This is a genomic window from Humidesulfovibrio sp. (assembly GCF_030689645.1).
GTDB lineage: Bacteria > Desulfobacterota > Desulfovibrionia > Desulfovibrionales > Desulfovibrionaceae > Humidesulfovibrio.
Genome location: NZ_JAUYFU010000100.1, coordinates 1 through 24,103, shown reverse-complemented (window position 1 = coordinate 24,103; position 24,103 = coordinate 1). Strand labels below are relative to the sequence as shown.

At 63.5% G+C, this 24,103-nt stretch carries 23 protein-coding genes and 1 pseudogene; 15 read left to right on the top strand and 9 right to left on the bottom strand.

Going from position 1 to position 24,103, the window contains the following annotated elements; all coding sequences use genetic code 11:
- Positions 1-120 precede the first annotated feature (120 nt).
- Complete coding sequence (locus Q8O35_RS13410; RefSeq protein ID WP_305574170.1) at positions 121-2,805, top strand: glycosyltransferase; 2,685 nt, start codon at positions 121-123, stop codon at positions 2,803-2,805.
- A 77-nt stretch (positions 2,806-2,882) separates the two neighbouring features.
- Here the strand turns inward: Q8O35_RS13410 and Q8O35_RS13405 are convergent, their stop codons facing one another.
- The 5 genes from Q8O35_RS13405 to Q8O35_RS13385 all read right to left on the bottom strand — a co-directional run bounded on the left by Q8O35_RS13405 (position 2,883) and on the right by Q8O35_RS13385 (position 7,196).
- Positions 2,883-3,299 carry a PEGA domain-containing protein gene (locus tag Q8O35_RS13405; RefSeq protein ID WP_305574168.1) on the bottom strand — a complete coding sequence of 139 codons (417 nt, stop codon included), beginning with the start codon at positions 3,297-3,299 and terminating at the stop codon, positions 2,883-2,885.
- Between the two features lie 67 nt (positions 3,300-3,366).
- A complete protein-coding gene (locus tag Q8O35_RS13400) occupies positions 3,367-4,842 on the bottom strand; it encodes a LecA/PA-IL family lectin (RefSeq protein ID WP_305574166.1) in 1,476 nt (491 codons plus the stop codon).
- Positions 4,843-4,913: 71 nt separating this feature from the next.
- Positions 4,914-5,630, bottom strand: coding sequence for an NAD(P)/FAD-dependent oxidoreductase (locus Q8O35_RS13395; RefSeq protein ID WP_305574164.1), 717 nt, complete (start codon positions 5,628-5,630; stop codon positions 4,914-4,916).
- Between the two features lie 178 nt (positions 5,631-5,808).
- Entirely contained in the window at positions 5,809-6,198 is a 390-nt protein-coding gene (locus Q8O35_RS13390) for a hypothetical protein (RefSeq protein WP_305574162.1), read from the bottom strand.
- 107 nt (positions 6,199-6,305) lie between these two features.
- On the bottom strand, positions 6,306-7,196 hold the full coding sequence (locus Q8O35_RS13385; protein ID WP_305574160.1) for an alpha/beta fold hydrolase: 891 nt from the start codon (positions 7,194-7,196) through the stop codon (positions 6,306-6,308).
- A 156-nt stretch (positions 7,197-7,352) separates the two neighbouring features.
- On the opposite strand from Q8O35_RS13385, the gene Q8O35_RS13380 reads away from it, so the two are divergent.
- Entirely contained in the window at positions 7,353-8,438 is a 1,086-nt protein-coding gene (locus Q8O35_RS13380) for a lipid A deacylase LpxR family protein (RefSeq protein ID WP_305574158.1), read from the top strand.
- 16 nt (positions 8,439-8,454) lie between these two features.
- Here Q8O35_RS13380 and Q8O35_RS13375 read toward each other — a convergent pair whose 3' ends face one another.
- Positions 8,455-8,631, bottom strand: a complete 177-nt coding sequence (locus Q8O35_RS13375; protein WP_305574156.1) for a hypothetical protein — start codon at positions 8,629-8,631, stop codon at positions 8,455-8,457.
- A 326-nt stretch (positions 8,632-8,957) separates the two neighbouring features.
- Entirely contained in the window at positions 8,958-9,152 is a 195-nt protein-coding gene (locus tag Q8O35_RS13370; RefSeq protein WP_305574154.1) for a hypothetical protein, read from the bottom strand.
- A gap of 297 nt (positions 9,153-9,449) precedes the next feature.
- Between Q8O35_RS13370 and Q8O35_RS13365 the strand changes: the two genes are divergently transcribed.
- Complete coding sequence (locus Q8O35_RS13365) at positions 9,450-9,839, top strand: hypothetical protein (RefSeq protein WP_305574152.1); 390 nt, start codon at positions 9,450-9,452, stop codon at positions 9,837-9,839.
- Between the two features lie 192 nt (positions 9,840-10,031).
- On the opposite strand, the gene Q8O35_RS13360 is transcribed toward Q8O35_RS13365, so the two are convergent.
- Positions 10,032-11,102 (bottom strand): BON domain-containing protein, encoded by a 1,071-nt coding sequence (locus Q8O35_RS13360; protein WP_305574150.1) that lies wholly within the window; start codon positions 11,100-11,102, stop codon positions 10,032-10,034.
- 135 nt (positions 11,103-11,237) lie between these two features.
- Complete coding sequence (locus tag Q8O35_RS13355; protein WP_305574147.1) at positions 11,238-14,246, bottom strand: insulinase family protein; 3,009 nt, start codon at positions 14,244-14,246, stop codon at positions 11,238-11,240.
- 205 nt (positions 14,247-14,451) lie between these two features.
- On the opposite strand from Q8O35_RS13355, the gene Q8O35_RS13350 reads away from it, so the two are divergent.
- From Q8O35_RS13350 to Q8O35_RS13295, 12 genes and pseudogenes are all read left to right on the top strand, one after another.
- A complete protein-coding gene (locus Q8O35_RS13350) occupies positions 14,452-15,099 on the top strand; it encodes a peroxiredoxin (protein WP_305574145.1) in 648 nt (215 codons plus the stop codon).
- A 90-nt stretch (positions 15,100-15,189) separates the two neighbouring features.
- A complete protein-coding gene (locus Q8O35_RS13345; RefSeq protein WP_305574143.1) occupies positions 15,190-15,918 on the top strand; it encodes a class I SAM-dependent methyltransferase in 729 nt (242 codons plus the stop codon).
- 122 nt (positions 15,919-16,040) lie between these two features.
- The gene (locus Q8O35_RS13340; RefSeq protein ID WP_305574141.1) at positions 16,041-16,337 is read left to right on the top strand and encodes a YqjD family protein; all 297 of its coding nucleotides are present in this window, start codon (positions 16,041-16,043) and stop codon (positions 16,335-16,337) included.
- Positions 16,338-16,339: 2 nt separating this feature from the next.
- Positions 16,340-16,717 (top strand): phage holin family protein, encoded by a 378-nt coding sequence (locus Q8O35_RS13335; RefSeq protein WP_305574139.1) that lies wholly within the window; start codon positions 16,340-16,342, stop codon positions 16,715-16,717.
- Positions 16,708-16,908 carry a hypothetical protein gene (locus tag Q8O35_RS13330; RefSeq protein WP_305574137.1) on the top strand — a complete coding sequence of 67 codons (201 nt, stop codon included), beginning with the start codon at positions 16,708-16,710 and terminating at the stop codon, positions 16,906-16,908. Before Q8O35_RS13335 ends, Q8O35_RS13330 begins: the two co-directional genes overlap by 10 nt.
- Before the next feature lie 176 nt (positions 16,909-17,084).
- Positions 17,085-17,579 (top strand): transcription elongation factor GreA, encoded by a 495-nt coding sequence (gene greA, locus Q8O35_RS13325; RefSeq protein ID WP_305574134.1) that lies wholly within the window; start codon positions 17,085-17,087, stop codon positions 17,577-17,579.
- Between the two features lie 32 nt (positions 17,580-17,611).
- A complete protein-coding gene (locus tag Q8O35_RS13320) occupies positions 17,612-19,132 on the top strand; it encodes a PfkB family carbohydrate kinase (protein ID WP_305574132.1) in 1,521 nt (506 codons plus the stop codon).
- Between the two features lie 6 nt (positions 19,133-19,138).
- The gene (locus Q8O35_RS13315) at positions 19,139-20,113 is read left to right on the top strand and encodes a hypothetical protein (protein WP_305574130.1); all 975 of its coding nucleotides are present in this window, start codon (positions 19,139-19,141) and stop codon (positions 20,111-20,113) included.
- Between the two features lie 170 nt (positions 20,114-20,283).
- Positions 20,284-21,282: an NAD(P)-dependent oxidoreductase gene (locus Q8O35_RS13310; RefSeq protein ID WP_305574128.1), complete on the top strand. Its 999-nt coding sequence runs from the start codon at positions 20,284-20,286 to the stop codon at positions 21,280-21,282.
- A gap of 19 nt (positions 21,283-21,301) precedes the next feature.
- The gene (locus Q8O35_RS13305; RefSeq protein WP_305574126.1) at positions 21,302-23,041 is read left to right on the top strand and encodes a hypothetical protein; all 1,740 of its coding nucleotides are present in this window, start codon (positions 21,302-21,304) and stop codon (positions 23,039-23,041) included.
- Positions 23,019-23,891, top strand: a complete 873-nt coding sequence (locus tag Q8O35_RS13300) for a transketolase (protein ID WP_305574124.1) — start codon at positions 23,019-23,021, stop codon at positions 23,889-23,891. Before Q8O35_RS13305 ends, Q8O35_RS13300 begins: the two co-directional genes overlap by 23 nt.
- Positions 23,892-24,103 (top strand): annotated as a pseudogene (locus Q8O35_RS13295) (transketolase); the annotation flags it as partial.

The window sequence follows — 24,103 nt, the reverse complement described above, 5'->3', positions numbered from 1 at the left end:
GGACAAGCGCAGCTTGAGGCGGCCCAGTGCCGCTGTTTTTATGGAAGGGATTCTGGGATGTTCAGGGCCGCGCACGCGGCAGACATTGTAAACGATCACACGCCTGGAGTGGGCGGCACTATGCGCAAGAACGCACTTATCGTGCTCATCGTCATGGCGGTCAACTTTGGCCTGTGGGCTTGGTTCAACCGCCCGGCTGAACCGCAGCTCGACTTTACCGGCCAGATCAAGGCCGTTTCCTTCAGCCCATACCGGGCCAATCAGGATCCGCTGGTCAACAAGTTCCCCACCGCCGCGCAGATTGAAGAAGACGTCGTCTTCCTCAAGGGCAAGGTGGGCGCCATCCGCACCTACTCGTCCATGGAAGGCATGGAGGCCATCCCCGCCTTCGCCGACAAGCACGGGATCCCCGTCATCGCCGGCGCGTGGCTCGACAAGCGCCTCAAGCGCAATGAGACGGAAATGGCCGGCCTCATCAAGAACCTGCACGAGCACAAGAACATCACAAGCGCCATCGTGGGCAACGAGGCCATACTGCGCGGCGATTTCAAACCCGCCCAGCTGTCCGAATACATCAAGCGCGTGAAAGAGGCCGCCCCGCACGTCCAGGTGAGCACCGCCGAGCCCTGGCACGTGTGGATCAACAATCCTGAACTGGCCGACAACGTAGACTTCATCGCCATCCACATTCTGCCTTACTGGGAGCGTGTGCCGGAAGAGAAGGCCATTGAGTGGAGCATGCAACGCTACCATCAGGTGGTGAAGCGCTTCCCGGGCAAGCACGTGCTGGTGGCCGAAATCGGCTGGCCCAGCAACGGCGAACGCTGGGGCAAGGCCAAGGCCAGCATCGCCAACGAAGCCAAGTTCCTGCGCCAGTTCATGAATCTGGCGGCGCAGCAGAACATCGACTACTGCATCATGGAAGCCTTTGACCAGCCCTGGAAGCGCCCCCTGGAAGGCGTCGTGGGCGCGCACTGGGGCATCTGGACCGTTGACCGCGAGAACAAGATCCCGCTGGTTGGCACCATCCTTGAGGACAGCCTGTGGCCCGTGCAGTATGGCGTGTCCCTGCTCTGCCTCATCCCCATGCTGTACTTCCTGTACCGCCGCAAGGACCAGCCCTTCCAGGGCAAGCTGTTCTTCTGCCTGCTTTTGCAGACCGTCACCAGCTCCCTCGTGTGGATAGCCTTTACGCCCATCACCATCGAATTCCTGCCCGCAGAAACCGCGGCCTGGGCTTTCCTCTTGCCCATGCAGATCGGCCTGCTCGCCGTGGTGCTCATCAACGGCTTTGAAATGAGCGAAATGCTCTGGCCCGAAGGTTTGAAGCGCCGCTTCTACCCCCTGCGCCATGATGCGGACGAGGGTCTGCAGAAGGTGTCCATCCACCTGGCCTGCTGCAAAGAGCCGCCCGCCATGGTCATCGCCACCCTGAATTCCCTGGCTGCGCTGGACTACCCTGACTATGAAGTCATCGTGGTTGACAACAACACCCACGACCCTGCCCTGTGGCAGCCCCTTGAGGAACACTGCGCCAAGCTGGGCGAGCGCTTCCGCTTCTTCCACCTGGAGGAATGGCCAGGCTACAAGGCTGGCGCCCTGAACTTCGCTCTCCAGAATACCTCGGCAGACTCGCGCATCATCGCCGTGGTGGATTCCGACTACCAGGTGCGCGCCAGTTGGCTGCGCTCCCTCACCCCGTACTTCGACAAGCCGGACGTGGCCATCGTGCAGTCGCCGCAGGACCACCGCGAGTGGGAAGGCGACCCGTACAAAACCGTGTGCGCCTGGGAATACGACGGCTTCTTCCGCATCGGCATGGTGCACAGAAACGAGCGCAACGCCATCATCCAGCACGGCACCATGACCATGATCCGCAAGGCGGTCATGGAAGAGGTTGGCGGCTGGGGCGAATGGTGCATCTGCGAAGACGCGGAACTGGGCCTGCGCGTGTTCGAGCGCGGCTACCAGGCCGTATACGTGCCCGAGAGCTTCGGGCAGGGCCTGACCCCGGACAGCTACGCGGGCTTCAAGGGCCAGCGCTTCCGCTGGGCCTACGGCGCTGTGCAGATCCTGAAGCGCCACTGGCGCATGCTGCTGCCCTGGAACAAGACCAGCAGCCTGGACAACGGCCAGAAGTACCACTTCATCGCTGGCTGGCTGCCTTGGTTCGCAGACGCCACCCAGATCGCCGTGCTCATCGTCAGCCTGTTCTGGTCCCTTGGCATGCTGGCCCTGCCGCGCTACTTCGGCACGCCTTTGAGCATCTTCCTGCTGCCGCCCCTGGGAGCGTTCCTGTTCAAGCTGTTCCACTTCATGTGGCTGTACAAGACCCGCGTCCGCTGCGGCCTGTGGGAGCGCATCGGCGCGGCCATTGCGGGCCTGGCGCTGACGCACACCATTGCCAAGGCCATCTTCCAGGGCCTGACCACCAAGAACAAGCCCTTCCTGCGCACGCCCAAGTGCGAGGAGCGCTGCGCAGTGGTGCGCGGCCTCATGATGGCCCGCGAGGAGCTCTTCGTGCTGTGCACCCTCTGGGTGGCCGCTGCCGGCGTCATCGCCCGGTATGGCACGGAGAACCCGGACATCGTCACCTGGGCGCTGATCCTCCTGGTGCAGTCCACGCCGTACCTGGCCGCTCTGTGCCTCTCGCTCCTGTCGGTGATGCCGAACCTCGTGCCCGGCGTGAGCCGCCGCACGGCCTGCCAGAACACCTGTCAGATCGCCGCAGCTCCCGTCGGCCTGGGCGCGACCATGAGCGTCGCCTCTGTGCCGCTTAAGGCTGAGCGCAAGGATAAGGTCTAGCCTCTCCCCCTTCAGTTATACAACAAGCGGCCCGGTTCCCCTCGCAGGGAGCCGGGCCGCTTTCTTTTGGCCGCAGGCTATTTGCCGGAACCAGAGCCCAGGCCCGAATCCTTGAGAACTCGCTGCAACACTTCGGTGCCGAGCTCAATGGCGGTTCCCACGGCGCTATCCTTATCGCTTATGTCCGGCTGGTCGGGCGTGCGCAAACGCACGGTGACGATGTCCGGCGACAGGGCTTTACCGCCGCCGCTGTTCTGCACTGGCCGCACCTGGATATCCTTCTGGCGGTATCCGTCCTTGACGATGGTCAGCAGGTGACTCTTGTCATTCAGCATCTCCACGCTGCATGGGGTGGCCTCGCAGACCTTGTTCCCATCCAGGTAGACCACGGCCCCGCTGGGATCGGTGCTCACAGGAACTTTCTGGGCAACCGCACAGCCTGAAAGGGCGGCAACGAGGTTAAGACTGAGCAAAATACGTGTGGTGCGGGACATGGATTCTCCTCCGGCGGATGATTATAAGGCTTATTCTAGCCAAAAGAGCCGGGACAGACAATCAGCCTCAACGCCCGCCTGCGTTGAACATGAAGTACCCTGTAAGCGACGAAGACTCCCACGGCACCTGCTTTTCCCCCGTCTCCCGCAGCACGCCTACGCGCACCCGCTTGAACAGTTCTTCGACGCTGATGCCCGGGGTGCGCAAATTCTTGAGCAGCTCCCCGGTGTAGATACCGTTCTTGCCTGTACCGTCTGCTGCAATGGAGTCTGGGGCCGTTGCGTACGCCACCAGCGACCCCTTGGGCGCGTCCATCTTGGCCAGGCCCTCGGTGGTGGACCGGAAGCTACGCGCATAGGGGTTGTTGCGGCAAGCGTCGAGGATGACTATGTTCAAGCCGTTTCCAGCGTTCTCCATGCGGCCCAGCACCAACCCGGCGTCCATGCAGCGGTACTTCACGTCCTGCTCCACAGTCAGGCGCGCGTCCACTGGCACCAAATAGTTGCGCCCTGCAACTTGCAGCCCGTGCCCAGCAAAAAAGAACAGACCAGCGCCGCCGTTCCTGAGCCGCTTCCAGAGTTCATCCACAGCGTCCTCCATCTGCCGCAGAGTGGCGTTTTCACGCACGATGACCTCGAAGCCCAGACTGCGTAGAACGCTTGCCATGTCGCGGGCGTCGTTCACCGGGTTGCGCAGGGGCGCGCTAGGATACGCCCCGTTTCCGATGACCAGTGCGGTGCGCCTGCCAAAGGGTTGGGCCATTGGCTGAGCCTGTGGCGGCGGTTGGGACACGACCTGCGGCAACGGTGCAGGCTCGGGCGGCGCTGGTTCAGGCGCTGCCTGCTCCACGAACACAGGAGGCGGCGCGGGGGCCGGGATTGGCACAGCCGTCGCAGAGGGCAGGGCCGCACTGGCCTTCTTCTTGGCTTGAATTGGAGCAGGCGGCACAGACGGCCCCGGAGGCGCAGGCGACTGGGCCAGGGCCCCACCTCCTACCAGCGAGATGTTCACATCGACATACCCATTGTTGTCCCAAAAATGCCCTGGGGTGTCGTTGATGATGAAGTACAGCAGTCCGTCGTCTGCGGCGGTGAAGCGCAGGCTTTTGCCCACCCCGAAGGCCGTGCCGTTCTCCCCGATCTTGGCGATGAGCGCAGCGTGGCTCCATCCCTTGAGATAGGCGTTGCCCCAGTCGATGCAGAGCGGACCGTACATGTTCAGCCCATCAGCGTCGGTCCATGGGCAGGTGCCCCACACATTCCAACGCCCGGCTGCCGTGATGGAATATGCCCCCCCCTTGCGCACCAGCACCCCGGAATTACGCCACTCATCAGCCTTGGCCAATACGCGCGTGCCCGCAACCTGCCCCCGCATCTCGCCCTGGGTAAGGTCAACAGCCATGGTGGGCTGGTCTGTGTACTTGGCGCCAGCGCAGGCGCAGAGAACCAGAGCAAGCAAGAACAGCATTGCAAGACGCGACAGGAGGTGGCCGCCCAGCTCGAAACGAAACGCATTGAGTCGAAACACAGGTGAATGGCGCATGCAAGGCCTCCTCGATTCCGGCGGGGGCACCAGGAACACCTTATCAGCAAATAGCAGAAGCGCCGCTGAAATCAAGCGTGGTTGTAATTCAAGCCAAGCGCCTCTCGCACGCTCCCGATGCCAGCCGCTTCCACAAACCGCGCCGTGCGCTGGTGCTTGCGCGCCCCTGCGCCATAATGCTCCAGCAACCGCCGCACCAGATCCAACGCCGCATCCGCGTGCAGCCCGGAGGCCAGTTCATCCCCTGCGCGTGGTTTGGCCCCGGCGTTGCCGCCAAAAATCACGGTCCAGCCGTCCTTGCGCCCCACCAGGCCGACGTCGCGCACGTAGGACTCTGCGCAACACCGGGGACAGCCGGAAACGCCCACCCGCACCTTGGCGGGCAGCGTCAGGCCCAAGGCCGCCAGACCGACCAGCAGCGCCTCCACCCGCAGACCCATGGCGATGGTATCCTGCGTGCCGTTTTTGCAGCCAACACTGCCTGGGCATGCCTGCACGAAGCCCCCACCGTGGGATGCCTCCGGCTCTACACCGAGGCCCGCCGCCCCAAGGTCGGACAGCAGGTCCGGCAGATCCTCGCCTCTCACGCCCATGAGCGCAATGCGCTGCCCGGTGGTGAGCTTGGCGAATGGAATGGCATATCGGCGCAGTGCCTGCGCCAAGGCCTCCAACTGGCTGGCCGTGACCACGCCAGAGGGCAGATGAGGCACCACGCGACAGGTCTCGACCAGAGGGCAGACGTCTTCTGCCGGAGCGCTGACCGGATTATTGGTTGCGATGGGACGCATGCAGAACTCCCAGGCTGAGGTTGCGGAGGAACGTGCCCAACAGTGCCACGAACTTCGACGGCGCTCCTTGACTTGCGTCAGGCGCGCCAGGCCATCTTCGCCACACGACCACGGAACAAAAACAGGGCCAACGGAGACGATCCGCAGGCCCTGCAGGGACTTCTTTGCAAACGCGGCGCTACTTCTTGGGAAACTCGAACACCATGGTATCGGCCTTTCGCTCTATGCGCAGGGCCAGCAGTCGGCGACTCTTGCCGTTTTCGTCGCGCAAGATGGCGTAGATGGCCATGCGCTCGCGGCCATCCCGCTCAGCTTCGATGTCCCTGGCGCCCGCCGTGGGCTGGAAAAGCAGAGCATAACCCGCATCGCTCACGGTGCCGCCGGTGAAGGCCTTGCCCTTGGAAAACACGTCCACGCGGTAGATAGCGCCCTTGGGACAGGGAATTTCCTGCCGATAGCCAGGGAACAAGCCCCAACGCGGCGGCGGGTCCGTCTCCCAGGTCACGTCCACGCGATCCAAGCCAGGATCGGCACAGCCAGCCAACAGCAGGCCCAACAGCAGGCCCATCGAACACAAACAATACCGCAAACCCATGGGGGGGAACCTCCGCCGTTATGGTGAAAGGGTGCCTACCCCATGCTTAGCAGCCATCATGCCAGAGGAAGAAATGACCGCTATTGGAGCACCTGGGCCGCGAACAAGGCGATGGCGGCGCTCAAGCGCTCGGATTGATCGAACATGATGAAATGCCCGGTATTGTCCCATTCCTCGTACGCCATCCCCGGAAATACCGTGGAGAGATAGCCTCGCACGTCCCGCCCCTCGGACGGCCCTGCCGCGTACACGGCTCGCACAGGCACAGTGGCCGTGGCGCTGCTCCAGCCTCCCGGCTCCATGAAATGCAACATGGAGCTTTTCGCCACATGGATGGGGGCGCCCTGCATGGCGCTGAGGATCTTCTCCCGCGCCTGGATCGAAGTAGACGGGGTGAGCATGGGGCCAACGAAGCCCGCCACGAAATGCCGCCAGCCCTTCGGGGTGCCTGTCTCCGGCTTGGCAAGCATCTCACGGAAAACCTGCACCTGGGCCTCGTCCTTGGGCAGATTCACGTACGCGCCATCAACAATGAACAGCCCCGCCACGCGGTCAGGATGGGTGTCGATATATCGCTTGGCCACGCTCAACCCCATGCTGTGCGCCACAAGCACCGCCCGCTGAACGCCCGCAGCATCAAGGACCGCAGCGAGGCTCTTGGCCAGCAGATCCTGGGTGTACTCGACCCCGGGCGCATCACTTTTGCCAAAACCCAGAAGATCCAGCGCCAGAACCCGGCGCTCCTGGCTCAGGGCGGCTGTCTGGGCCTGCCAAAAGGTCAGGTCGCACCCCCAGCCGTGGATGAACACCACAGCTTCTGGACCGCTGCCTTGATTGACGTAATGCACCCGCGCAGTGTCGGACTTGGCATAGAGTTCCTGGGGCGCGGCCTGAGCGGCCCCGGCCAGCAGGGCCAAAAGAGCGCATTGGCAGGCAAGGCAACGGAAAATGGTCGAGGCGACTCGGCGCATGAGTACTCCATCGCGTTGGGGTGAGAGATTGAGGCAATAACGTGGCACAATGAGCCGCAAGCATAGGCAGACCATGGCGGCCATGCAAGCGAAAACCCTGCTGTTTCAAACACCCCGCGCCTTGACACGCACGCGCCAGAGGTGCAAACCCCGCCCATGCGCTCCCCCAAGCCTTCCCTCGCCCTGGCCCTGTGCATCGGCCTCGCCGCCGCCGTACTGCTGGCCCTCGCCTTGCCGGCAAAGGCGGCCGCAACCGCCGGACCAACGGGCCAGGACCGCCCCGAAACCGCCTCCACCCTCATCCTCATCGAGGAGAACGACTTCTTCGGCGGCACGGACGAACATTACACAAACGGCATCAAGTTATCCTGGGTGTCGGGGGATCTTAAAAAATACGCGCAGGACGAGCGTCTGCCAGACTTCGTGCTGCCATATCTGGCCGCCCTGCCTTTTGTTAACGACCCGGACCAGCAGTACAACGTGGCCCTCTCCGCCGGGCAAAACATGTACACCCCCCGCAACACCTCGACCACAGAGTACCAGCCCGAGGATCGCCCCTACGCAGGCTGGAGCTACGCCTCACTGGCCCTGCACGGCAAGACGAGCCGGCAGCTGGACACCTTCGAGACGACTCTTGGAATAGTGGGGCCGTCTGCCCGGGCGGGCGAGACGCAGAACAACTACCACACCCTCATGGGCTTCAAGCGCGCGCGCGGCTGGGAAAACCAGATCCACGACGAGCCAGGGCTCATGCTCTCCTGGCAGCGCACGCTGCGCACGGCCCGCGTCGACCTGGGCCACGATGTGGCTTGGGATCTTCTGCCGCGCTTCGGAGCCACGGTGGGCAACGTGCTCACCCAGGCAAGCGCGGGGTTTGAGACCCGGCTCGGCCTGAACCTGCCCTGGGACTTCGGCACGTCGCTCATCAGCCCCGGCGGTGGGGTCAGCGCCCCCGCGGACACCGATGACCCGCGCCTGCGCAAGGACTCCGGCTTCGGGCTGCACCTTTTCGCCGGTGCGGAAGGCCGCGCCGTGGCCCGCAACATCTTTCTGGACGGCAATACCTGGCAGCACAGCCCAAGCGTGACCAAGAAACACTTCGTGGCCGACCTCTCAGCAGGCGTCGGGCTGGTCATGGGCGCAACAAAACTGACCTATACCCATGTATACAGGACAGAGGAATATGACGGGCAAAAGAGCCCGCAAATGTTCGGTTCCGTCAGCCTTTCAGTGACGTTCTAGGCAGGCGGGCGCGCCTTTAAGGCTGGGGGGTCTCGCCTGCGGCCGGGGCCACGGCGCCCTCAACCGGAGCTTCGTCCGTATCGCTCACGCCGCGCTGAGCGTTGTCCTGCTTGCGGCGAAGCTTCTCTTCCTTCTTCTTCTTCTTCGCCAATTCCTTGGCGCGCTTTTCGTACTGATAATTCGGCTTTGCCACGGGCCTTCCTTTGCTTAAGAGGTGAATCGCAACCAGCGTCTTGGCTTTGAGTCCTACCCTTTCCCATTGCCTCTGGCAACGACTTTAAGTCCAAAGGGCTATTCCAGCGTCTGTTCACCCCCCCAGACCCTGTCAACGGGGTAAAAACGCCCTTTCCCCATCCATTCTTGGGGGCATTTCATCCTCCCTGTCATACCTGTGCTATACTGCCCGCAATAGAAAACGGGCTCTGGAGAATCCCCGGAGCCCTTCTAAAACTATCAGTAAACCTCAACATTGCGCTTCCGGTAGGAAGCATCAGCCAATGGTCCGCTGGGAGACTAGAACTACTCGGCCTTCTTCTCGGCGGCGGCTTCCTTCTTGGCGGCCTTCTTGGGGGCCTTCTTGGCAGCCTTCTTCTCCTTCTTGGCGGGGGCGGCGGATTCGGCGGCGGGCTTCTCAACCGGGGCGGCAGCGTCAGCGGCGAAAGACATGCCAGAGAACGCGAGGACCAGGGACATGGCGATGAGGGCTTTCTTCATAACGAGAACTCCTTGAGGTGCAGAAAATTGCGGGTTTGCGGGATGGCCGTTCCTTCCCACACCCTAGCTTTTACCACTGCGTAGCAAGACTGCAAGAAAAACATGTCCTGCTAAACCAGTTTATTATGACCACAAATCGGGACAATTACCCAAACGCATCAGCTAGATAGAGACACACTTGCACCGGAGGACAGCATGAACAAGAAAATGGCCTTCCAATTCGCTCAAGCTTACTCAACCAAAAGGTCCGCCGCCGCCACCTTCAATGCCCCAGATTTGCCGAAAAAATGCCCAAGAATGAAGCGTCTTGCAGCGGGCTCTTCGGCAGCGAAACGCCCCGCCGCCAAGGAGGCGGAAGAGGGCGCCATTAAGCGCGCCGTGGCCGCGTTGGAAACAGAAGCAGTGCGGCGGGCCTTGTCTGGGGTGTCCGTGCCCGTGTTCCACCAGGGGCGCGAGTGCGGCAGCACGGTGAAGCACTCTGACCAACTGCTCATGTTCCTGCTCAAAACCCTCAACCCCGACCGTTACGGCGGGGGCAAAGAAACGGCGCAACCCCAGAACAGGATCTTCGCCCTGGACATTGAGCTGCCCGGACAGAACGAGGACGTTGCAGGTGAGAAGCCTGAAGCACCAGATGAGGATGAGGGGCATCTGGAGAAAGAGGGTGGCTGCGCTCTCTGGGAATAGTCCGCACCAAGGGCCGGGCGGCGCAGAGGAAGGGCCAGAGATGATGGAGCGGCCCTGTGCGTGCATCTTGCCCTGCGGGGTGCTAAAATAGCCAGGGCCGGGGTCAAGCGTGAAGCTCAACCCCGGCCCTGGCGATACTCTCCGGCGCACAAGGGAGTTGACGCCCCCTTGGCCGCGAAGCGTGTTCCCTCGCTAATACAACGCCAGCAACGCCTCAATTTTCACTTTGGCCTGCTGCTGCGTCGCCTGCGCCGCTGCAACGGACAATCGGTCGGCAATGGAAAGATCCCGGTCCTGCGCCACCTGGGCGGCAGTGGAGAGCAGCTCGGCGCGCGCCTTCAGGTTAAGCTCGCGCTTGGCCAGGGTGATGAGCTTCTGCTGAATGTACGCACGCGCCTTATTGTGGGCAGGTGCGGAAGCCGGGTGGCTTTCGGCAAGGCGCTTCTCCGGTGTTGGGTGCGCTGTTTTGGTGAGAACAACAGGCGTTCTGGGCAAATGCTGAGTCTCGTCGGCCAAGGTGAGCCCACGCGGAGCGATGACGTCGCTGGGCTCCAAAAGATAGAGCCGGTTGGTCTCAGTGCGACCGGTGGCGTATTCGTTGCGGATGGCCAGGAGCGACAGGACGCGCGCGCCAGTGACCGACTCCACGTACTGGATGAGGTCCAGGGCTTCGGCGTGGGTGCCTACAACGCCCATGAGGCAGACCTCCCCTTCCACGGCCTGCACCTCAACTCCGTTGTTCTTATGCAGCAGATGGCGCGAAAGGGCCATGCGGGCCCGGTTCTCAAGGCTGTCATCGGAAACGGCGACCGGAGTGAGTTCTGGATCGCGCAAGCGCAGGTGACCTTTGACGGCCCCGGCTCCCTGCACTTGCTGCATGGCGCGGATGATCCCGTCACGCCCGGCCAGGGAGCTGACGGTGCCAACCACAAAGATGTCGCCGTTCAGGGCCAGCACCTGCACATCGCCAGAGTCCTTGGCGGTGATCAGCGCGCTTTTCGCCTTCAAGGTCAACATGTTGTCGCGAACAATGGTATTCATATCGCGCTCGTCGCTGGCGAGATAGGCGGTATTGTACGCGCCCTTGACGCCGCTCATGGCCAGGGAGGCGTTCTGCGGCATGGCCAGAGAGGCCGTGGTGGTTACGGCGAAGGGCAGCATGGCGCACCCTCCGGCGCAGAACAGCCAAAGCCCCAGCGCGGCCAGGATGGCCGGGCGCAGGAGCCGTGCGGTGGTGGTCGGGGTGTGGGTACGTATTGCCATGCCGTCGTATTTGCAAGATCAAGGCCAAGCCCTCTCCTTTATAGGGAGAGAGGCCCCAGCGGATCGCAGGATTTGGGTCAGGGGTTCTGTGCAAGCGGGAGCGTCATAGGCCTGACGCCCCCGCGTCTGATCTCGTTACAGCACCTTTGTCAGGGTCAGGCCCAGGCCGGACTTCTCCAGCGCTTCGCGACCGCCGGCGATAACCACCGGCCCGCTCTTCATCACCGCCGCAACCGCCTCGCCAAAGGCCACAAAGTCCTTGCGGCTTGTGGAAAGCACGGCCTCGCGCGAGGCCTGACGATACTCATCGTCCTCGCCTGTCAACTCGCGCGCCAGGGCGGTAAAACCCTTGGCGTCAGGCAGCATGTAGTGGTCCATGTCGCCAATGCTGCCGATGATGCTCTTCTCCAACTCCGAAGAGTCTAGAGAAAGTCCGGAGAGGTATGGACCAACACCGGCATAGGCGTCAAGCGTTCGGCTCACATTGGGGTCGCGATAGGATGCGAAACTGAGGTTGCCGGAAAGCCTGCTGTAGGCGCAGGAGGCTCCGTAAGCCCCGCCCTGCACGCGCACTCGATCCCACAGGTAGCCTGCGCGCAGGAACTTGGCCACCACGGACCCGGCGGCCCCCGGCTCCTGGCCCAGGGCGCGGGCATTGCCGCCGGCAGCCACGTAGTTCACCTGAGCGGGCAGACACAGCCCCTCGCGCTCCGGCAGCACGGGAATGGCGCGCAAAGCCGGGGCCAGGCTCAAGTCGGGCAGGCTGGAGGCCAGGGCGCCGATGCCCGGCAAAACCGAGCCGATGGTCTTGCCGTCAGTGGTCAGGTTCACCAGGAGCCCCCGGCGGGAAAGCAGCAGGGACAGCAACTGGTGCAGGTCACGGGACACGGAGTCTGGCGCGGTCTCCATACGCCCGGCAAGCTCGCGGATGGAGGTCAGGCCGGACAGCCCGCTCATGGCCTCGCTCATGGCCTGGGCCACGCCGGTGCGAGCCTTGAGGCGCGTCACGGCCAGGGTGTGGCCCGAGGGGATAAGCCGCTGCTCGCGCCGCGCCTTGGACTCCATGACTATCTTGCCCAGGCGCTCGGAATCGCTGAAGTCGGCCTCCAGCAGCACCTCGCCCATAAGGCCAAGCAGCGAGGGCAGGTTCTCTGCCGTGGCCTTGCCCCGCAGGAACAGGCGCTGACACGCAGCTTCCGGGCCCTGCCCGCGAAGGGAGGACACGAAGGTCTGGGCCCACAGTCCGCCCGTGGTCATGGCGATGGCCCGGGAGAGGTCCACGAAGCTGGTGCGCTTGGTGCCCATTTCCAAAAGCGCCCGGCCCAGGATGGGCACGAGGGGCACAAGGGAATCGGGCACGGCGGAGAGGTCAAAGGACAGGTCCAGGTACACCACGCCGCTGGTGGGCAGGTCGTGCACATAGGCGGCCGCCCCCACGCCGGGCAGCTCCACGCGTTCATGGGGTATTTTAGCGTTTTCGCGCGGCAAGTCGGCTAAGGTCAGGCGCGGAATCTTGGCCAGATCCTCCAGGGAGTCCGGAGCCTCCTGCAAGGCGCGCAGTTCGTGCGTCTCCTGGCTCAGGCGCTCCAGTTCAGAGGCCGAAAGCCCAGCCTTCACCGCGGCCAGACGGTCGACTTCCGCAGCCTCGCGCTTGGCGCCCAGGCTGGGGTCGGGCTTCAGTATCACTAAGGCACGGTGGGGATTTTCCAGGAAGTGCGCCTGAATAAGATTCTCAAAGACCTTTTCGCCAGCGGCGAGCCGGGCCTTGAGCCGGGCCAGCGGCCCCTCGAAGGGCAGAAGCGCCAGGGGGTCGCCCTCGTACAGCCAGGTGGACAGGGCCTCGAAAAAGAGCACCAGGCCGCGCGGATAGCTGCCTGTGTTGTTCTCGCGCAGGTCAAACTCCACGCTGTTCAGGCCCGCGCGGATGTCGTCCGGGTGCAGGCCATTGGCTCCAGACGGCTGGGCCAACTGGCGCAGGGTGTCCAGAATCAGCGCCTCGACCTTGTCGGCCACAGCCTCCGCGTCGGCACCCTCACCGACGACGAGCCCCTTGAGTCCTACGGAAAAGGCCATCTGGCGCAGGTCGGTCTCCAGGCCCCCGCCGGTCAAGTCCTCGCCCAGGCCGGAGTCCACCAGGGCCTTGCGCAGGGGCGACGACGGCAGACCTATGAGCACGTGCTCCAGCACCTCAAGGGCCAGGCCCAGGTCCGGGCTCTGCGCTTCGGGCAGGCCAAAATTCACGGTGCACATGGCCCGCGCCGCGCCTATCTCCGCACTGGGGCCTTCGCCGTCCTCATCCTCGTCCGCCTCATCCAGCGCGGCGTCGGCAGCATAGAAGTGCACGGAACGCCGAGGCGCTGCAAAGGCAGGCTGCAAGGCTACTTCCGAAGCCGGTTCGCCCGGAGCCGGAGCGTCAAACTGGGAGAAATACTCGTCCAGCATGGCCAGGCGTTTTTCCGGGTCATCGTCGCCGGAGAAGAAAGCATAAGCGTTGGACGGATGGTACAGGCGCTTATGGAAATCCATGAACTGCGGGAACGTCAGGTCCGGGATGCGCTCCGGGTCGCCGCCGGAGTCCAGCCCGTAGCAGGTGTCCGGGAAAAGCGCGCGCTGGGAGTATTCGGCCAGCAGGCTGTCGGGCGAGGAATACGCGCCTTTCATCTCATTAAATACCACGCCCTTGAAGGCCAGCGGGTCCGCCGGATTCTCCACGTCGTAGTGCCAGCCCTCCTGCTTCAGCGTGTTCTCCGTGAGGCGGGGAAAAAACACGGCGTCCAGGTAGACATCAACAAGGTTGTAGAAGTCCTGCAGATTGGCGCTGGCCACGGGGTAGCAAGTCTTGTCAGGGAAGGTGAGGGCGTTCAAGAAGGTGTTCAGCGATCCCTTGATGAGCTCCACGAAGGGCTCCTTCACCGGATACTTGCGCGACCCGCAGAGCACGCTGTGCTCCAGGATGTGCGGAAGGCCGGTGGAATCGGCCGGGGGGGTGCGGAAGGCTACGCCAAAGACTTTGTTCTCGTCCGGGCTGATGAGCGAAAGCAGGCGGCCACCGGTTTTCTGGTGGCGGTAAATGCGCGCCGTAGCTGCGAGTTCGGAAATCTCCTGTTCGCGCTCGAGCAGAAAGCCGTGGGTGAGCTGAGTCATGTGGCCTCTTTGTTTTGTTGTGTCTGTCTGGCGCGTGATATTCGCCACGTTCGTGGGCGTATAGATATAGCACGAAGCGCCGCGTGGGAAGGGGGCGAACCTTGACTCCCTGAGGATGAAATCCTATTGTGCCTTAGAACCGGAAGAGTCGCGCCCGCACGCCGGGCGTCCTGGCACCTTCACCGAAAACAATGGAGAGACGCTCATGGAATGCTGCGATCACGAGCACGAGCAGGAAGAATACGATTACATGGAGTGCGCCAAGGTCGGCCAGAAGATCCGCAACTTCACCCTGGAAGCCTACGATCCCACTGAATGCGGTTTCACCGTGGTTGATTCCGAAAAGATCCAGAAGAAAAAGAAGTGGCTGGTGCTGGTCTTCTACCCGGCGGACTTCACCTTCGTGTGCCCCACGGAGCTGGCCGACCTGGCCTCCCAGCACGCCAAGCTCAAGAAGCTCGGCGCCGAGGTGGTCAGCGTCTCCACCGACACCAAGTTCGCCCACCTGGCCTGGCAGACCAGCGAGCGCCTGCTCAAGGACGTGAAGTTCCTCATGGCCGCCGACCCCAACGGAGGCGTGTCGCGCCTCTTCGACGTCTGGGACGCGGAGTCCGGCCTGGCCCTGCGCGGCACCTTCATCATCAACCCCCAGGGCGTGCTGGTGTCCAGCGAGGTGAACTTCTACAACGTGGGCCGCAACGCCGACGAACTGGTGCGCAAGATGGAGGCCAACGTCCATCTTATCAAGAACCCCAACGAGGCCTGCCCGGCCAAGTGGACCCCCGGGGCCAAAACCCTGACGCCATCCGAGAAGATGGTGGGCAAGGTCTACGAGGCCCTGAACGCCGAATAGCCCGTAACGCTCGAAGAAGACAGCCCCTGGATCCCACCCGAGGTCCGGGGGCTCCCCCTCCCCCCCTCGGGACCCGCAGGCAGGCCGCGCATGGACTGGGACGCTACGCGCTACGATCAGTGGTTCTCCTCGCCCGAGGGACGCTTCGCCCTTGGGGCCGAACGGCGACTGCTCGACCGCGTGGTGGCCGAATGGCCGCGCAGAAACCAGCGCGTGCTCGAAATCGGCTGCGGCACCGGCCTGCTCCAGCAAATACTGTTCGACGACGGCTTCTCGGTGGCCGGACTGGACAAGTCCCCGGAAATGATCGCCGCCGCCCGTCGCCGCCTGGGACCTTCTGCCGAACTCTATATCGGCGACGGCTCGGCCCTGCCCTTTGCGGACAACGAATACGACTTCTGCGTGCTTTGGACCGTGCTGGAGTTCTGCCAGGACCCCGGCCAGGTGCTGGCCGAGGCGGCGCGCGTGGCCGCCAAGGGCCTGGTCATCGGCTTTTTGAACCGCCATTCGGCCTACTGGCTGGCGCGAGGCTGTCCCTGGCCCTGGAACCGGGGCCACGCACTGACGCAGGCGCGGTGGTTCACCTGGCCGGAAATGCGCGCCCTGGCCCTTGTCCACACGGGCAAGACGCCAGCGCGCACGCGCTCCGCGCTGCCCGGCCCGCCCTGCACCTGGAACAGCACGCAGCCCTGGAAGGCCCTGAACAACCTGGTGTTGCCGCCGATGTTCGGGGCCATCTGCGCCATGCGCGTTGACCTGGTGGACTACCAGCCCCTCACGCCCATCTACTCTTGGACCACGGAGCCGGGCATAGGCTAGATGAAAACAGGGCAACCCCCCGCAAAAGTTAACCCAAACCCTTGACAGAATCGCCCCGTCCAGGCGAATATAGTGCAGCCTTACACACAGCACACTCGTCCATCGCCCTCAAGGAGGCCAACATGTTCAAGGACAGCGCCCACAGCGAAGAAATGGCCCAGGAACTGCGCGAGGTCATCAACCACGCCCAGAAGCTCATCGAGGCCACTGCCGGCGAAATCGACGACCGCACACGCGCGGCCCGCGTGGTGCTGGAAGAGCGCCTAGCCGTCGCCAAGGTCAAGTGCGGCGAGCTGGAAGGCCACCTCAAGAACCGCATGCAGGACGCAGATAAGATCATCCGGGACAAGCCCTACTACGCCATCGGCGGCTCCTTCGTCATCGGGCTCATGCTCGGCTGGCTCATGGGCCGGAAGTAGCCGTGAAGCTCCCGCTTCTGGAAGACCTGGACCTCGGCGGCACCTCCGGGCGCATCGCCGAGGCCCTGGCGCAGACCCTCAAGGACCGCATTGAGTTGCTGGGGCTTGAGCTGCGCGAAGACAAAATCCGCTTGGTGCAGGTGCTCATCCTGGCATGTTGCGGTGTTGTCTTCGGCCTTCTGGGGCTGATCCTTGGCATTCTTGCCCTTTTGGCCATATTGCCCATCGAATGGCGCGCAGCAGGGATGGGCGTGCTGGCCGGCGCCTGCATTGTTGCTGCCGTGTGGGCGTTTGCGGGGCTCAAGCACCGCTTGGCCGGGCGCAAGAACATGTTCGCCCAGACGCTGGCGGAGCTGGAGAAGGACAAGCAATGTTTCTAGACGCCGAACTCAACGACGTAGCCCAGACCAAAGCCAGACTGGCTGTTCAGGCGGACTTGCGCCGCCAGGTCATACAGCTGGAGGTGCTGGCCCTGCGCTCGCGCGTGCGCCGGTCGTTCTCCGGCCTCAGCCTGGGCATCGGGCTGGCGGGTAAGGTGCTCGACTTCTTAAGCGCCCGGCGCAATCGCTAGCAGTAGCGAACCACGCCGCAGCCGCAGGGGGCACGCCCTTGACCCCCCGCTTGTGATGTTTTATGTCCCCTATGTCTTTAGCAGGCGGCCTGCGGGAAGTCCCCGCAGGCTTCTTGTTCTATTGCTCAGACCCAAGCGCGGCACACCTGACCGCGAGATGCAGAGAGGCAGCAACCATGTCGAGTCTCCCCATTTCTCAGGAAGGCTACAAGCTCATGAAGAAGGAGCTTGAAAGCCTGAAGAAGCAGCGCCCCGAGGTTTCCGAGGCCATTCGTTTGGCACGCGAAGAGGGCGACCTGCGCGAAAACGGCGGCTACCACGCAGCCAGAGAGCGCCAAGGCATGATGGAGGCGCGCATCAACTTCATCGAGTCGCGCATGGCGAAATACAACGTCATTGACATGAAGGCCCTTGGCGGCGACAAAATCAGCTTTGGAGCCACCGTAGAGCTTCAAGACGTGGACACGGGAGAACAGAAGCGATACACGCTCCTCGGTCCGGACGAAACCGGTTTCTGCAAAGGCAGCGTCTCCATACTCTCCCCCGTGGGGCAAGCGCTCTTGGGCAAGCACCAAGGCGACGAAGTCGTCATCATCGTGCCCCGCGGACGTGTTGAGTATGAAGTTCTCAACATCGAATTCAATGGCCCGGCCATCAGCGTGGCAGACTAGTCCGCCGAGGGCTGGCGGCAGGAGCGCCCAGCATGAATAACGTGAGCAAGATCGTTCCCTTTGAAGAGCTGGCAAAAATCGCCGCCGCAGCCAAGGGCAAACAACGGATCGTACTGGCCCACGGCTGCTTCGACCTGCTGCACATAGGGCACATCCGCTATCTGCGGCAGGCGCGGGCCATGGGCGACCTGCTCATCGTCACCATCTCCCCGGACCGCTATGTGGACAAGGGGCCGCACCGCCCGGCCTTCAACGAGAGCTTGCGCGCCGAGGCCATCGCCAGCCTGGACTGCGTGGACCACGTGGCCGTGAACCTCTGGCCCACCGCAGTGGAGACTCTGCGCGCCATCCGGCCCGATGTTTACTGCAAGGGCTCGGACTTCAAGGACGCAAAAAGCGACGCCACGGGCAAACTTCAGGCCGAGGAAGAAGTCGCCGGAGAGGTGGGGGCCGAGATGGCCTTCTCCAAGGATATAGTATTCAGCTCCTCCAACCTCATCAACCGCTTCCTGTCCACCTTCCCGGAAGAAGTGCAGCAGTATCTCAACGTGTTCCGCATGCGCTACAGCGAGTCCGACCTTGTCAAGGTGCTGGACGACATGCAGAACCTGAAGGTTCTGGTGCTGGGCGACACGATTCTGGACGACTACCGTTACGGCACGGTCATCGGCTCCTCCAGCAAGGAGCCCATGCTGGCCCTGAAACACGACTCCAGCGACCTGTTCGCCGGAGGCGTGCTGGCCGTGGCCAACCACCTCTCGTCCTACGTGGCCGAGGTGCGCCTGTTCACGGTCTTCGGCGAGCAGGGCGATCGCGAGCAATTCATCCGCGAAAGCCTGGCGCCACAGGTACGGCCGCATCTGACCCTGCACAAGGGCGCACCCACCATCGAAAAGCGCCGCTACATCGAGAGCTACACTCTCAACAAACTTCTTGAGATCTACCACATGGACGATTCCGGCCTGCCGCCGGAGACCGACGCCGCATTCGTGTCCGCCGTCGCTGCGGAAATCGCGAACTACGACCTCGTCATCACGGCAGACTTCGGCCATGGGACCATTTCACACAACATGCGCAGAATGCTGGAACAAAAGGCCCGTTTCCTGGCAGTGAACACCCAGGCCAACGCAGGCAACCGCGGCTTCCACACCATCGGCCGCTACGAACGCGCGGACTATGTAAGCCTGGCCGAACCAGAAATGCGCCTGGAGGACCGCGACCTCACCGGGCCGCTGGTGCCTATCATGCAAAAGGCCGCCAAACGCCTGGGAACCCGCGCGCTTGCCGTCACACGCGGCAAGAAGGGCTGCACCATCCTCACCTCAGAGGGGCTGGTCGAAATCCCCGCCTTCGCCCACAAGGTGGTGGACCGCATCGGCTCCGGCGACGCCTTCTTCGCCATCAGCTCCCTGGCTGCGGCCCTCGGCGTGCAAAGCGAGGTCATCGCCCTTCTTGGCAACGTAGTGGGCGGCCTGGCCGTAGGGGTCATCGGCAACAAGAAGGCCATTGACCGCATAAGCACCCAGAAATATCTGACCTCGCTCTTGAAGTAGGCCCGCATGCCTACGCGCCACCGCCTGTTCGACGTAAGCCGCCTGCGGCTTTTACCGCTGGCGGAACGCACCCACGACCTCGACTTCGCCCTAACGACCTGCCCGGCCAAAACCACGCCCGCGCCAACGCCCTCCGTCCGGCCAGCCCTGGCCGCCGTGGCCCAACGCCTCGCGGCCGCGAAGCGCTCCGGCGCGGCCCGCGTGCTCATGATGGGCGCACACGTGCTGCGCAGCGGCATGCAGCCCTACCTCAAGGACATGCTCGCCAAGGGCTTCATCAGCCACATCGCGGTGAACGGGGCCTGCCTGATCCACGACTTCGAACTGGCGCTCATAGGGGCCACCACCGAAAGCGTGGCCCGGTACATCAAGGACGGCCAATTCGGCCTGTGGACGGAAACTGGGCGCATCAACAACATCGTGGCGCGCGGCAACGCCGAGGGCCTGGGCCTGGGCGAAAGCCTGGGCCGAGAAATCGCCGCCGGATCGTATCCGCACAAGGCCCTGTCCCTGGTGGCTGCGGCTTATGAGCTCGACGTGCCAGTGACGGCGCACATCTCCATCGGCCAGGACATCATCCACCAGCACCCGAACTTTGACGGTGCGGCCTTCGGCGCTGCCAGCCACCGTGATTTCCTCATCTATGCCGCCGGTCTTGAGCGCCTTGAGGGCGGGGTGGTGATGAACTTCGGCAGTGCGGTCATGGCCCCGGAGGTGTACCTGAAGGCCCTGGCCATGGTGCGCAACGTGGCCGCACAGGAGGGACGACAGATCCGGCAATTCACGTCTTTGGTATGCGACCTGCATGACCTGCCGGAAGACCTGCGCGCGGAACCGCCAAAAGGCAGCGCGGCCTATTATTTCCGCCCCTGGAAAACCATGCTTGTTCGCACAGTGGCCGACGGGGGCGAAAGCTTCTACTGCCGTGCGCGGCACAACGAGAGCGTGCCTGAACTCTGGACCGCGCTTCAGGGGCTCTAGAAGGGGACTAGCCGGAAGTGGCTGCTGCCGGGGCTCCACATGCGCAAGCCAATTGGCGAGCCCCACACGCACAAGGCCACATGCGTCCGCAACAATCTACGACAATGTCGGCAATACCGCGAACCTGGCCGGAGACGTTCCGGCCTCAAACACAAGACAGGACTGACACCATGAGCGACATCAAGACCGTTTTCGTCACCGGAGGCGCAGGCTATGTAGGCGCCCTGCTCGTTCCCAAGCTCCTGAACGCGGGCTACAACGTCAAGGTGCTTGACCTCTATCTTTACGGCGACGACGTTATCCTTGGAGGCAAGGGCCACCCGGGCCTCACAGAGATCAAGGGCGATCTGCGCGATGTGAGCCTGCTGGAGAAGCACCTCCCCGGCTGCGATGCGGTCATCCACCTGGCCTGCATCAGCAATGATCCAAGCTACGAGCTGGACCCCAACCTGGGCCGCTCCATCAACTACGACGCCTTCCTGCCCCTGGTGGACATCTCCAAGAAAAACGGCGCGAAGCGCTTCCTCTACGCCTCAAGCTCCAGCGTCTACGGTCTGAAGGACGATGCGGAAGTCACCGAGGATCTGCCCCTTGAGCCGCTGACCGACTACTCCAAGTTCAAGGCCATGTGCGAGGAATACCTGAACGCTGCGGCCACCGACGACTTCATCGTCACCACCATCCGCCCCAGCACCGTGTGCGGCTACTCTCCGCGCATGCGCCTGGACCTCACCGTGAACATCCTGACCAACCACGCCATCAACAAGGGCCAGATCACGGTGTTCGGCGGCGAGCAGAAGCGCCCCAACCTGCACATTGAAGACATGTGCGAGGTGTACCTGTTCATGCTGAAGCAGGACCCCAAGAAGATCCAGAAGAAGATCTACAACGTGGGCTACGAGAACTACAAGGTGAAGGAGATCGCGCAGATGGTGAGCGAGACTCTGGGCGGCGGCATTCCCATCACCACCACCCCCACCAACGACAACCGCTCCTACCACGTGTCCAGCCGCAAGATTAAAGACGAGCTGGGCTTCGAGCCCAAGCACACCATCCAGGAAGCCATTCTGGATCTGAAGAAGGCCTTCGAGGCGGGCAAGCTGCCCAACAGCTTTGACGACATCAGCTACTACAACGTGAAGCTCATGCAGGCCGTAAAGCTGAAATAGCAAAGGATCCCGCGAAGCAATGCGCCGCGCCCACAGCCTTCCGTCCAGGCCTGTCATCGGGCTCGACCTCGACAACACCCTCGTCGGCTACGACGAGCTTCTGTGCGACCTGGCGGTGTCGGAGGGGTATATCGCCCCTCCGGCGCCGCAACAGGCTCTGCGCCTTGGCAAGCGCGCCCTGCGCGACGCCCTGCGCGCCAAGGGCGACCACGGCGAAGAGCAGTGGCGCAAGCTGCAGGCCCTGGTCTACGGCACGCACATGCCGCGCGCCCGGCTCATGGACGGGGTGTCCGGGTTCCTGGCCGCCTGCGCCCGCCTGCGCAGCGCCGGGGCCGACCTGCAGCTCTACATCGTGAGCCACAAGACCCGCGTGGCCAACAACTACTCCGATGGCGCGGACTTCCACCTCGCCGCCATGGATTTTCTGCGCGCCAAGGGGTTCTTTGAACCGGGCACAGGACTCACCCCGGACCGCGTTTTCTTCGAGCCCACACGCGAGGCCAAGGTGGCGCGCATCGCCGCCCTGGGCTGCACGCACTTCGTGGACGACCTGGAAGAGACCTTTGCCGAGCCCGCCTTCCCTGAAGGCGTCACGCGCCTGCTGTATGACCCGGCGGGCGACGCTGCGCCCCAGCCCGGCGTAACGCGGGTGCGCACCTGGGCAGATATTTCCACCCTTCTCCTGGCCGGGCTTGAGCCCGCTGCGCCAGCCCAGGGGACCCAAGGCCCGGACTTCGCCGCCCTGACCGGCGAGGCAGTGGCCTCCTGCCAGCGCATTTACGGAGGCCGCAACTCCCGCGTGTACCGGGTGGAGACCACCAGCGGCCGTGTGCTGGCTGGCAAGCACTACCACCTGCACCAGGACGACCAGCGTGACCGCCTGGGCGCGGAATGGCGCGCACTTTCGCTTCTGGCCGCCGATGCGCGCCTGGCGCCCCTCGTAGCCCTGCCCGTGGCCAAAAACCCGGCCCAAGGTCTGGCGCTGTATACTTTTCTCTCCGGCGCACAGGCCTCCGCCACCACGGCCACGGAAGCGGACATGGACGCCTGCCTGGAGTTCCTGGACGCCCTGCGCAGCCTTGCCAGCTTTTTGACGCCCGATGTAGCGGCGCAGATTCCGCCCGCCTCAGAAGCATGCTTCTCCCTGGACGCACTTGCGACCAACCTGCGAGGACGCCTCGACGCGCTCCTGGCCGTGCCCCGGCACGCCTGCCTGGGTGCGGAGCTGTCCAGCTTCCTGTCCGCAGAGCTGGCACCATTCCTGGAGACCAGCCTCGCGAAAGCCGCAGCGCTGCTGGGCGATCCGCAGCGCGAGCTGCCCCAAAACCAACGGACCCTCTCGCCCTCTGACTTCGGCCTGCACAACGCCTTGCGTGCGAACGCGGGCCTAAACTTCGTGGACTTCGAGTACTTCGGGTGGGACGACCCGGCCAAGACCCTGTGCGACTTCGTGCTCCACCCGGCCATGGGCCTGCCCGGCCCCCTGCGCCAGCGTTTCGCTTCCGGGTTCCTGGCCCGCTTCGCCGCATCCGACCCCGGCTTGCAGAGGCGCGTTGCCGCAGTGTACCCACTTTACGGAATCAAGTGGTGCCTCATACTTCTGAATGAATTCTTGCGCGGAGCCGATGCCCGGCGGCGCTTCGCGGCGGATGCCGCCTGCGCCGACGAAGCCTTCGAGCGCCGCGCCGCCCAGCTGGCCAAAGCCCGCACCATGCTCCAGCAAACGAGGACGACCCATGCAGCAGACAGTTTGTGTTGAGACCCAGCCCGGCGGCAAAACACCGCTGGACGAACGGGGCAAAAAGCTCCGCCAAGACGTGGTTGATATTTTCGAGCACTCCCGGCGCGGGCACGTGGGCTCCACCTTCTCCCTGCTCGAAATCGTGCGCGTGCTCTACGACGACGTGCTGCGCATCGACCCGAAAAACCCCACGGACCCCAAGCGCGACCGCTTCATCCTGAGCAAAGGGCACGGCTGCCTGGCGCTCTATGTGGTGCTGGCGGACAAGGGCTTCTTCCCGGCGGACGAGCTGTGCCGGTTCTGCGCCTACGACGGCATGCTGGGCGGCCACCCTGAGGCCGGCAAAGTGCCCGGCGTCGAAGCCAGCACCGGCGCCCTGGGGCACGGGCTGTCCATCGGCGTGGGCATGGCCGTTTCCGCCCGCATGGACAGGCGCGACAGCCGCGTGTTCGTGGCCATGGGCGACGGCGAGATCAACGAGGGCAGCGTTTGGGAAGCGGCTCTTTCCGCGGGCAACCGCAGCCTCGACAACCTGATCGCCATTGTGGACTACAACAAGCAGCAATCATACGACACGACCTTTTCCGTGCAGAACCTGGAGCCCCTGGCCGACAAATGGCGGGCCTTCGGGTTCGCCGTGCGCGAGGTGGACGGCCATGACCTGTGCGCCCTGCGTGAGGTGTTCCAGACCGCGCCCCTGGAGCCCGGAAAGCCAACCTGCGTCATCTGCCACACGGTGAAGGGCAAGGGCTACGTCCCGTCTGAGAACAATCTGGCCTGGCACCACAAGAGCAAGTTCACGGACGAGGACATGGCAGGCCTGCGCGCGGCCTTCGCACCTTCCGGCAGTGCAAAGGCGGGTGCGTAGATGCGCGGCAGATGTCTGGACATGGTCCACAAGCTGGCCAAGGCTGACGAGCGCATCGTGTTCCTGGGCTCTGACCTGGGCTTCGGTACGCTGAAGAAGTTCCGCGAGGAACTGCCCGAACGCTTCATCATGGAAGGCATCAACGAGGCCCATGCCATCGGCATGGCTGCGGGGCTGGCCTTTGACGGACGCATCGTCTACGTCAACACCAT

What these genes read in the sequence shown, in the direction of transcription:
- Q8O35_RS13410 (WP_305574170.1), top strand. Translation starts at nt 121, where the DNA reads ATGCGCAAGAACGCACTTATCGTGCTCATCGTCATGGCGGTCAACTTT.
- Q8O35_RS13405 (WP_305574168.1), bottom strand. Translation starts at nt 3,299, where the DNA reads ATGTCCCGCACCACACGTATTTTGCTCAGTCTTAACCTCGTTGCCGCC.
- Q8O35_RS13400 (WP_305574166.1), bottom strand. Translation starts at nt 4,842, where the DNA reads ATGCGCCATTCACCTGTGTTTCGACTCAATGCGTTTCGTTTCGAGCTG.
- Q8O35_RS13395 (WP_305574164.1), bottom strand. Translation starts at nt 5,630, where the DNA reads ATGCGTCCCATCGCAACCAATAATCCGGTCAGCGCTCCGGCAGAAGAC.
- Q8O35_RS13390 (WP_305574162.1), bottom strand. Translation starts at nt 6,198, where the DNA reads ATGGGCCTGCTGTTGGGCCTGCTGTTGGCTGGCTGTGCCGATCCTGGC.
- Q8O35_RS13385 (WP_305574160.1), bottom strand. Translation starts at nt 7,196, where the DNA reads ATGCGCCGAGTCGCCTCGACCATTTTCCGTTGCCTTGCCTGCCAATGC.
- Q8O35_RS13380 (WP_305574158.1), top strand. Translation starts at nt 7,353, where the DNA reads ATGCGCTCCCCCAAGCCTTCCCTCGCCCTGGCCCTGTGCATCGGCCTC.
- Q8O35_RS13370 (WP_305574154.1), bottom strand. Translation starts at nt 9,152, where the DNA reads ATGAAGAAAGCCCTCATCGCCATGTCCCTGGTCCTCGCGTTCTCTGGC.
- Q8O35_RS13365 (WP_305574152.1), top strand. Translation starts at nt 9,450, where the DNA reads ATGAAGCGTCTTGCAGCGGGCTCTTCGGCAGCGAAACGCCCCGCCGCC.
- Q8O35_RS13360 (WP_305574150.1), bottom strand. Translation starts at nt 11,102, where the DNA reads ATGGCAATACGTACCCACACCCCGACCACCACCGCACGGCTCCTGCGC.
- Q8O35_RS13355 (WP_305574147.1), bottom strand. Translation starts at nt 14,246, where the DNA reads ATGACTCAGCTCACCCACGGCTTTCTGCTCGAGCGCGAACAGGAGATT.
- Q8O35_RS13350 (WP_305574145.1), top strand. Translation starts at nt 14,452, where the DNA reads ATGGAATGCTGCGATCACGAGCACGAGCAGGAAGAATACGATTACATG.
- Q8O35_RS13345 (WP_305574143.1), top strand. Translation starts at nt 15,190, where the DNA reads ATGGACTGGGACGCTACGCGCTACGATCAGTGGTTCTCCTCGCCCGAG.
- Q8O35_RS13340 (WP_305574141.1), top strand. Translation starts at nt 16,041, where the DNA reads ATGTTCAAGGACAGCGCCCACAGCGAAGAAATGGCCCAGGAACTGCGC.
- Q8O35_RS13330 (WP_305574137.1), top strand. Translation starts at nt 16,708, where the DNA reads ATGTTTCTAGACGCCGAACTCAACGACGTAGCCCAGACCAAAGCCAGA.
- greA (WP_305574134.1), top strand. Translation starts at nt 17,085, where the DNA reads ATGTCGAGTCTCCCCATTTCTCAGGAAGGCTACAAGCTCATGAAGAAG.
- Q8O35_RS13320 (WP_305574132.1), top strand. Translation starts at nt 17,612, where the DNA reads ATGAATAACGTGAGCAAGATCGTTCCCTTTGAAGAGCTGGCAAAAATC.
- Q8O35_RS13315 (WP_305574130.1), top strand. Translation starts at nt 19,139, where the DNA reads ATGCCTACGCGCCACCGCCTGTTCGACGTAAGCCGCCTGCGGCTTTTA.
- Q8O35_RS13310 (WP_305574128.1), top strand. Translation starts at nt 20,284, where the DNA reads ATGAGCGACATCAAGACCGTTTTCGTCACCGGAGGCGCAGGCTATGTA.
- Q8O35_RS13305 (WP_305574126.1), top strand. Translation starts at nt 21,302, where the DNA reads ATGCGCCGCGCCCACAGCCTTCCGTCCAGGCCTGTCATCGGGCTCGAC.
- Q8O35_RS13300 (WP_305574124.1), top strand. Translation starts at nt 23,019, where the DNA reads ATGCAGCAGACAGTTTGTGTTGAGACCCAGCCCGGCGGCAAAACACCG.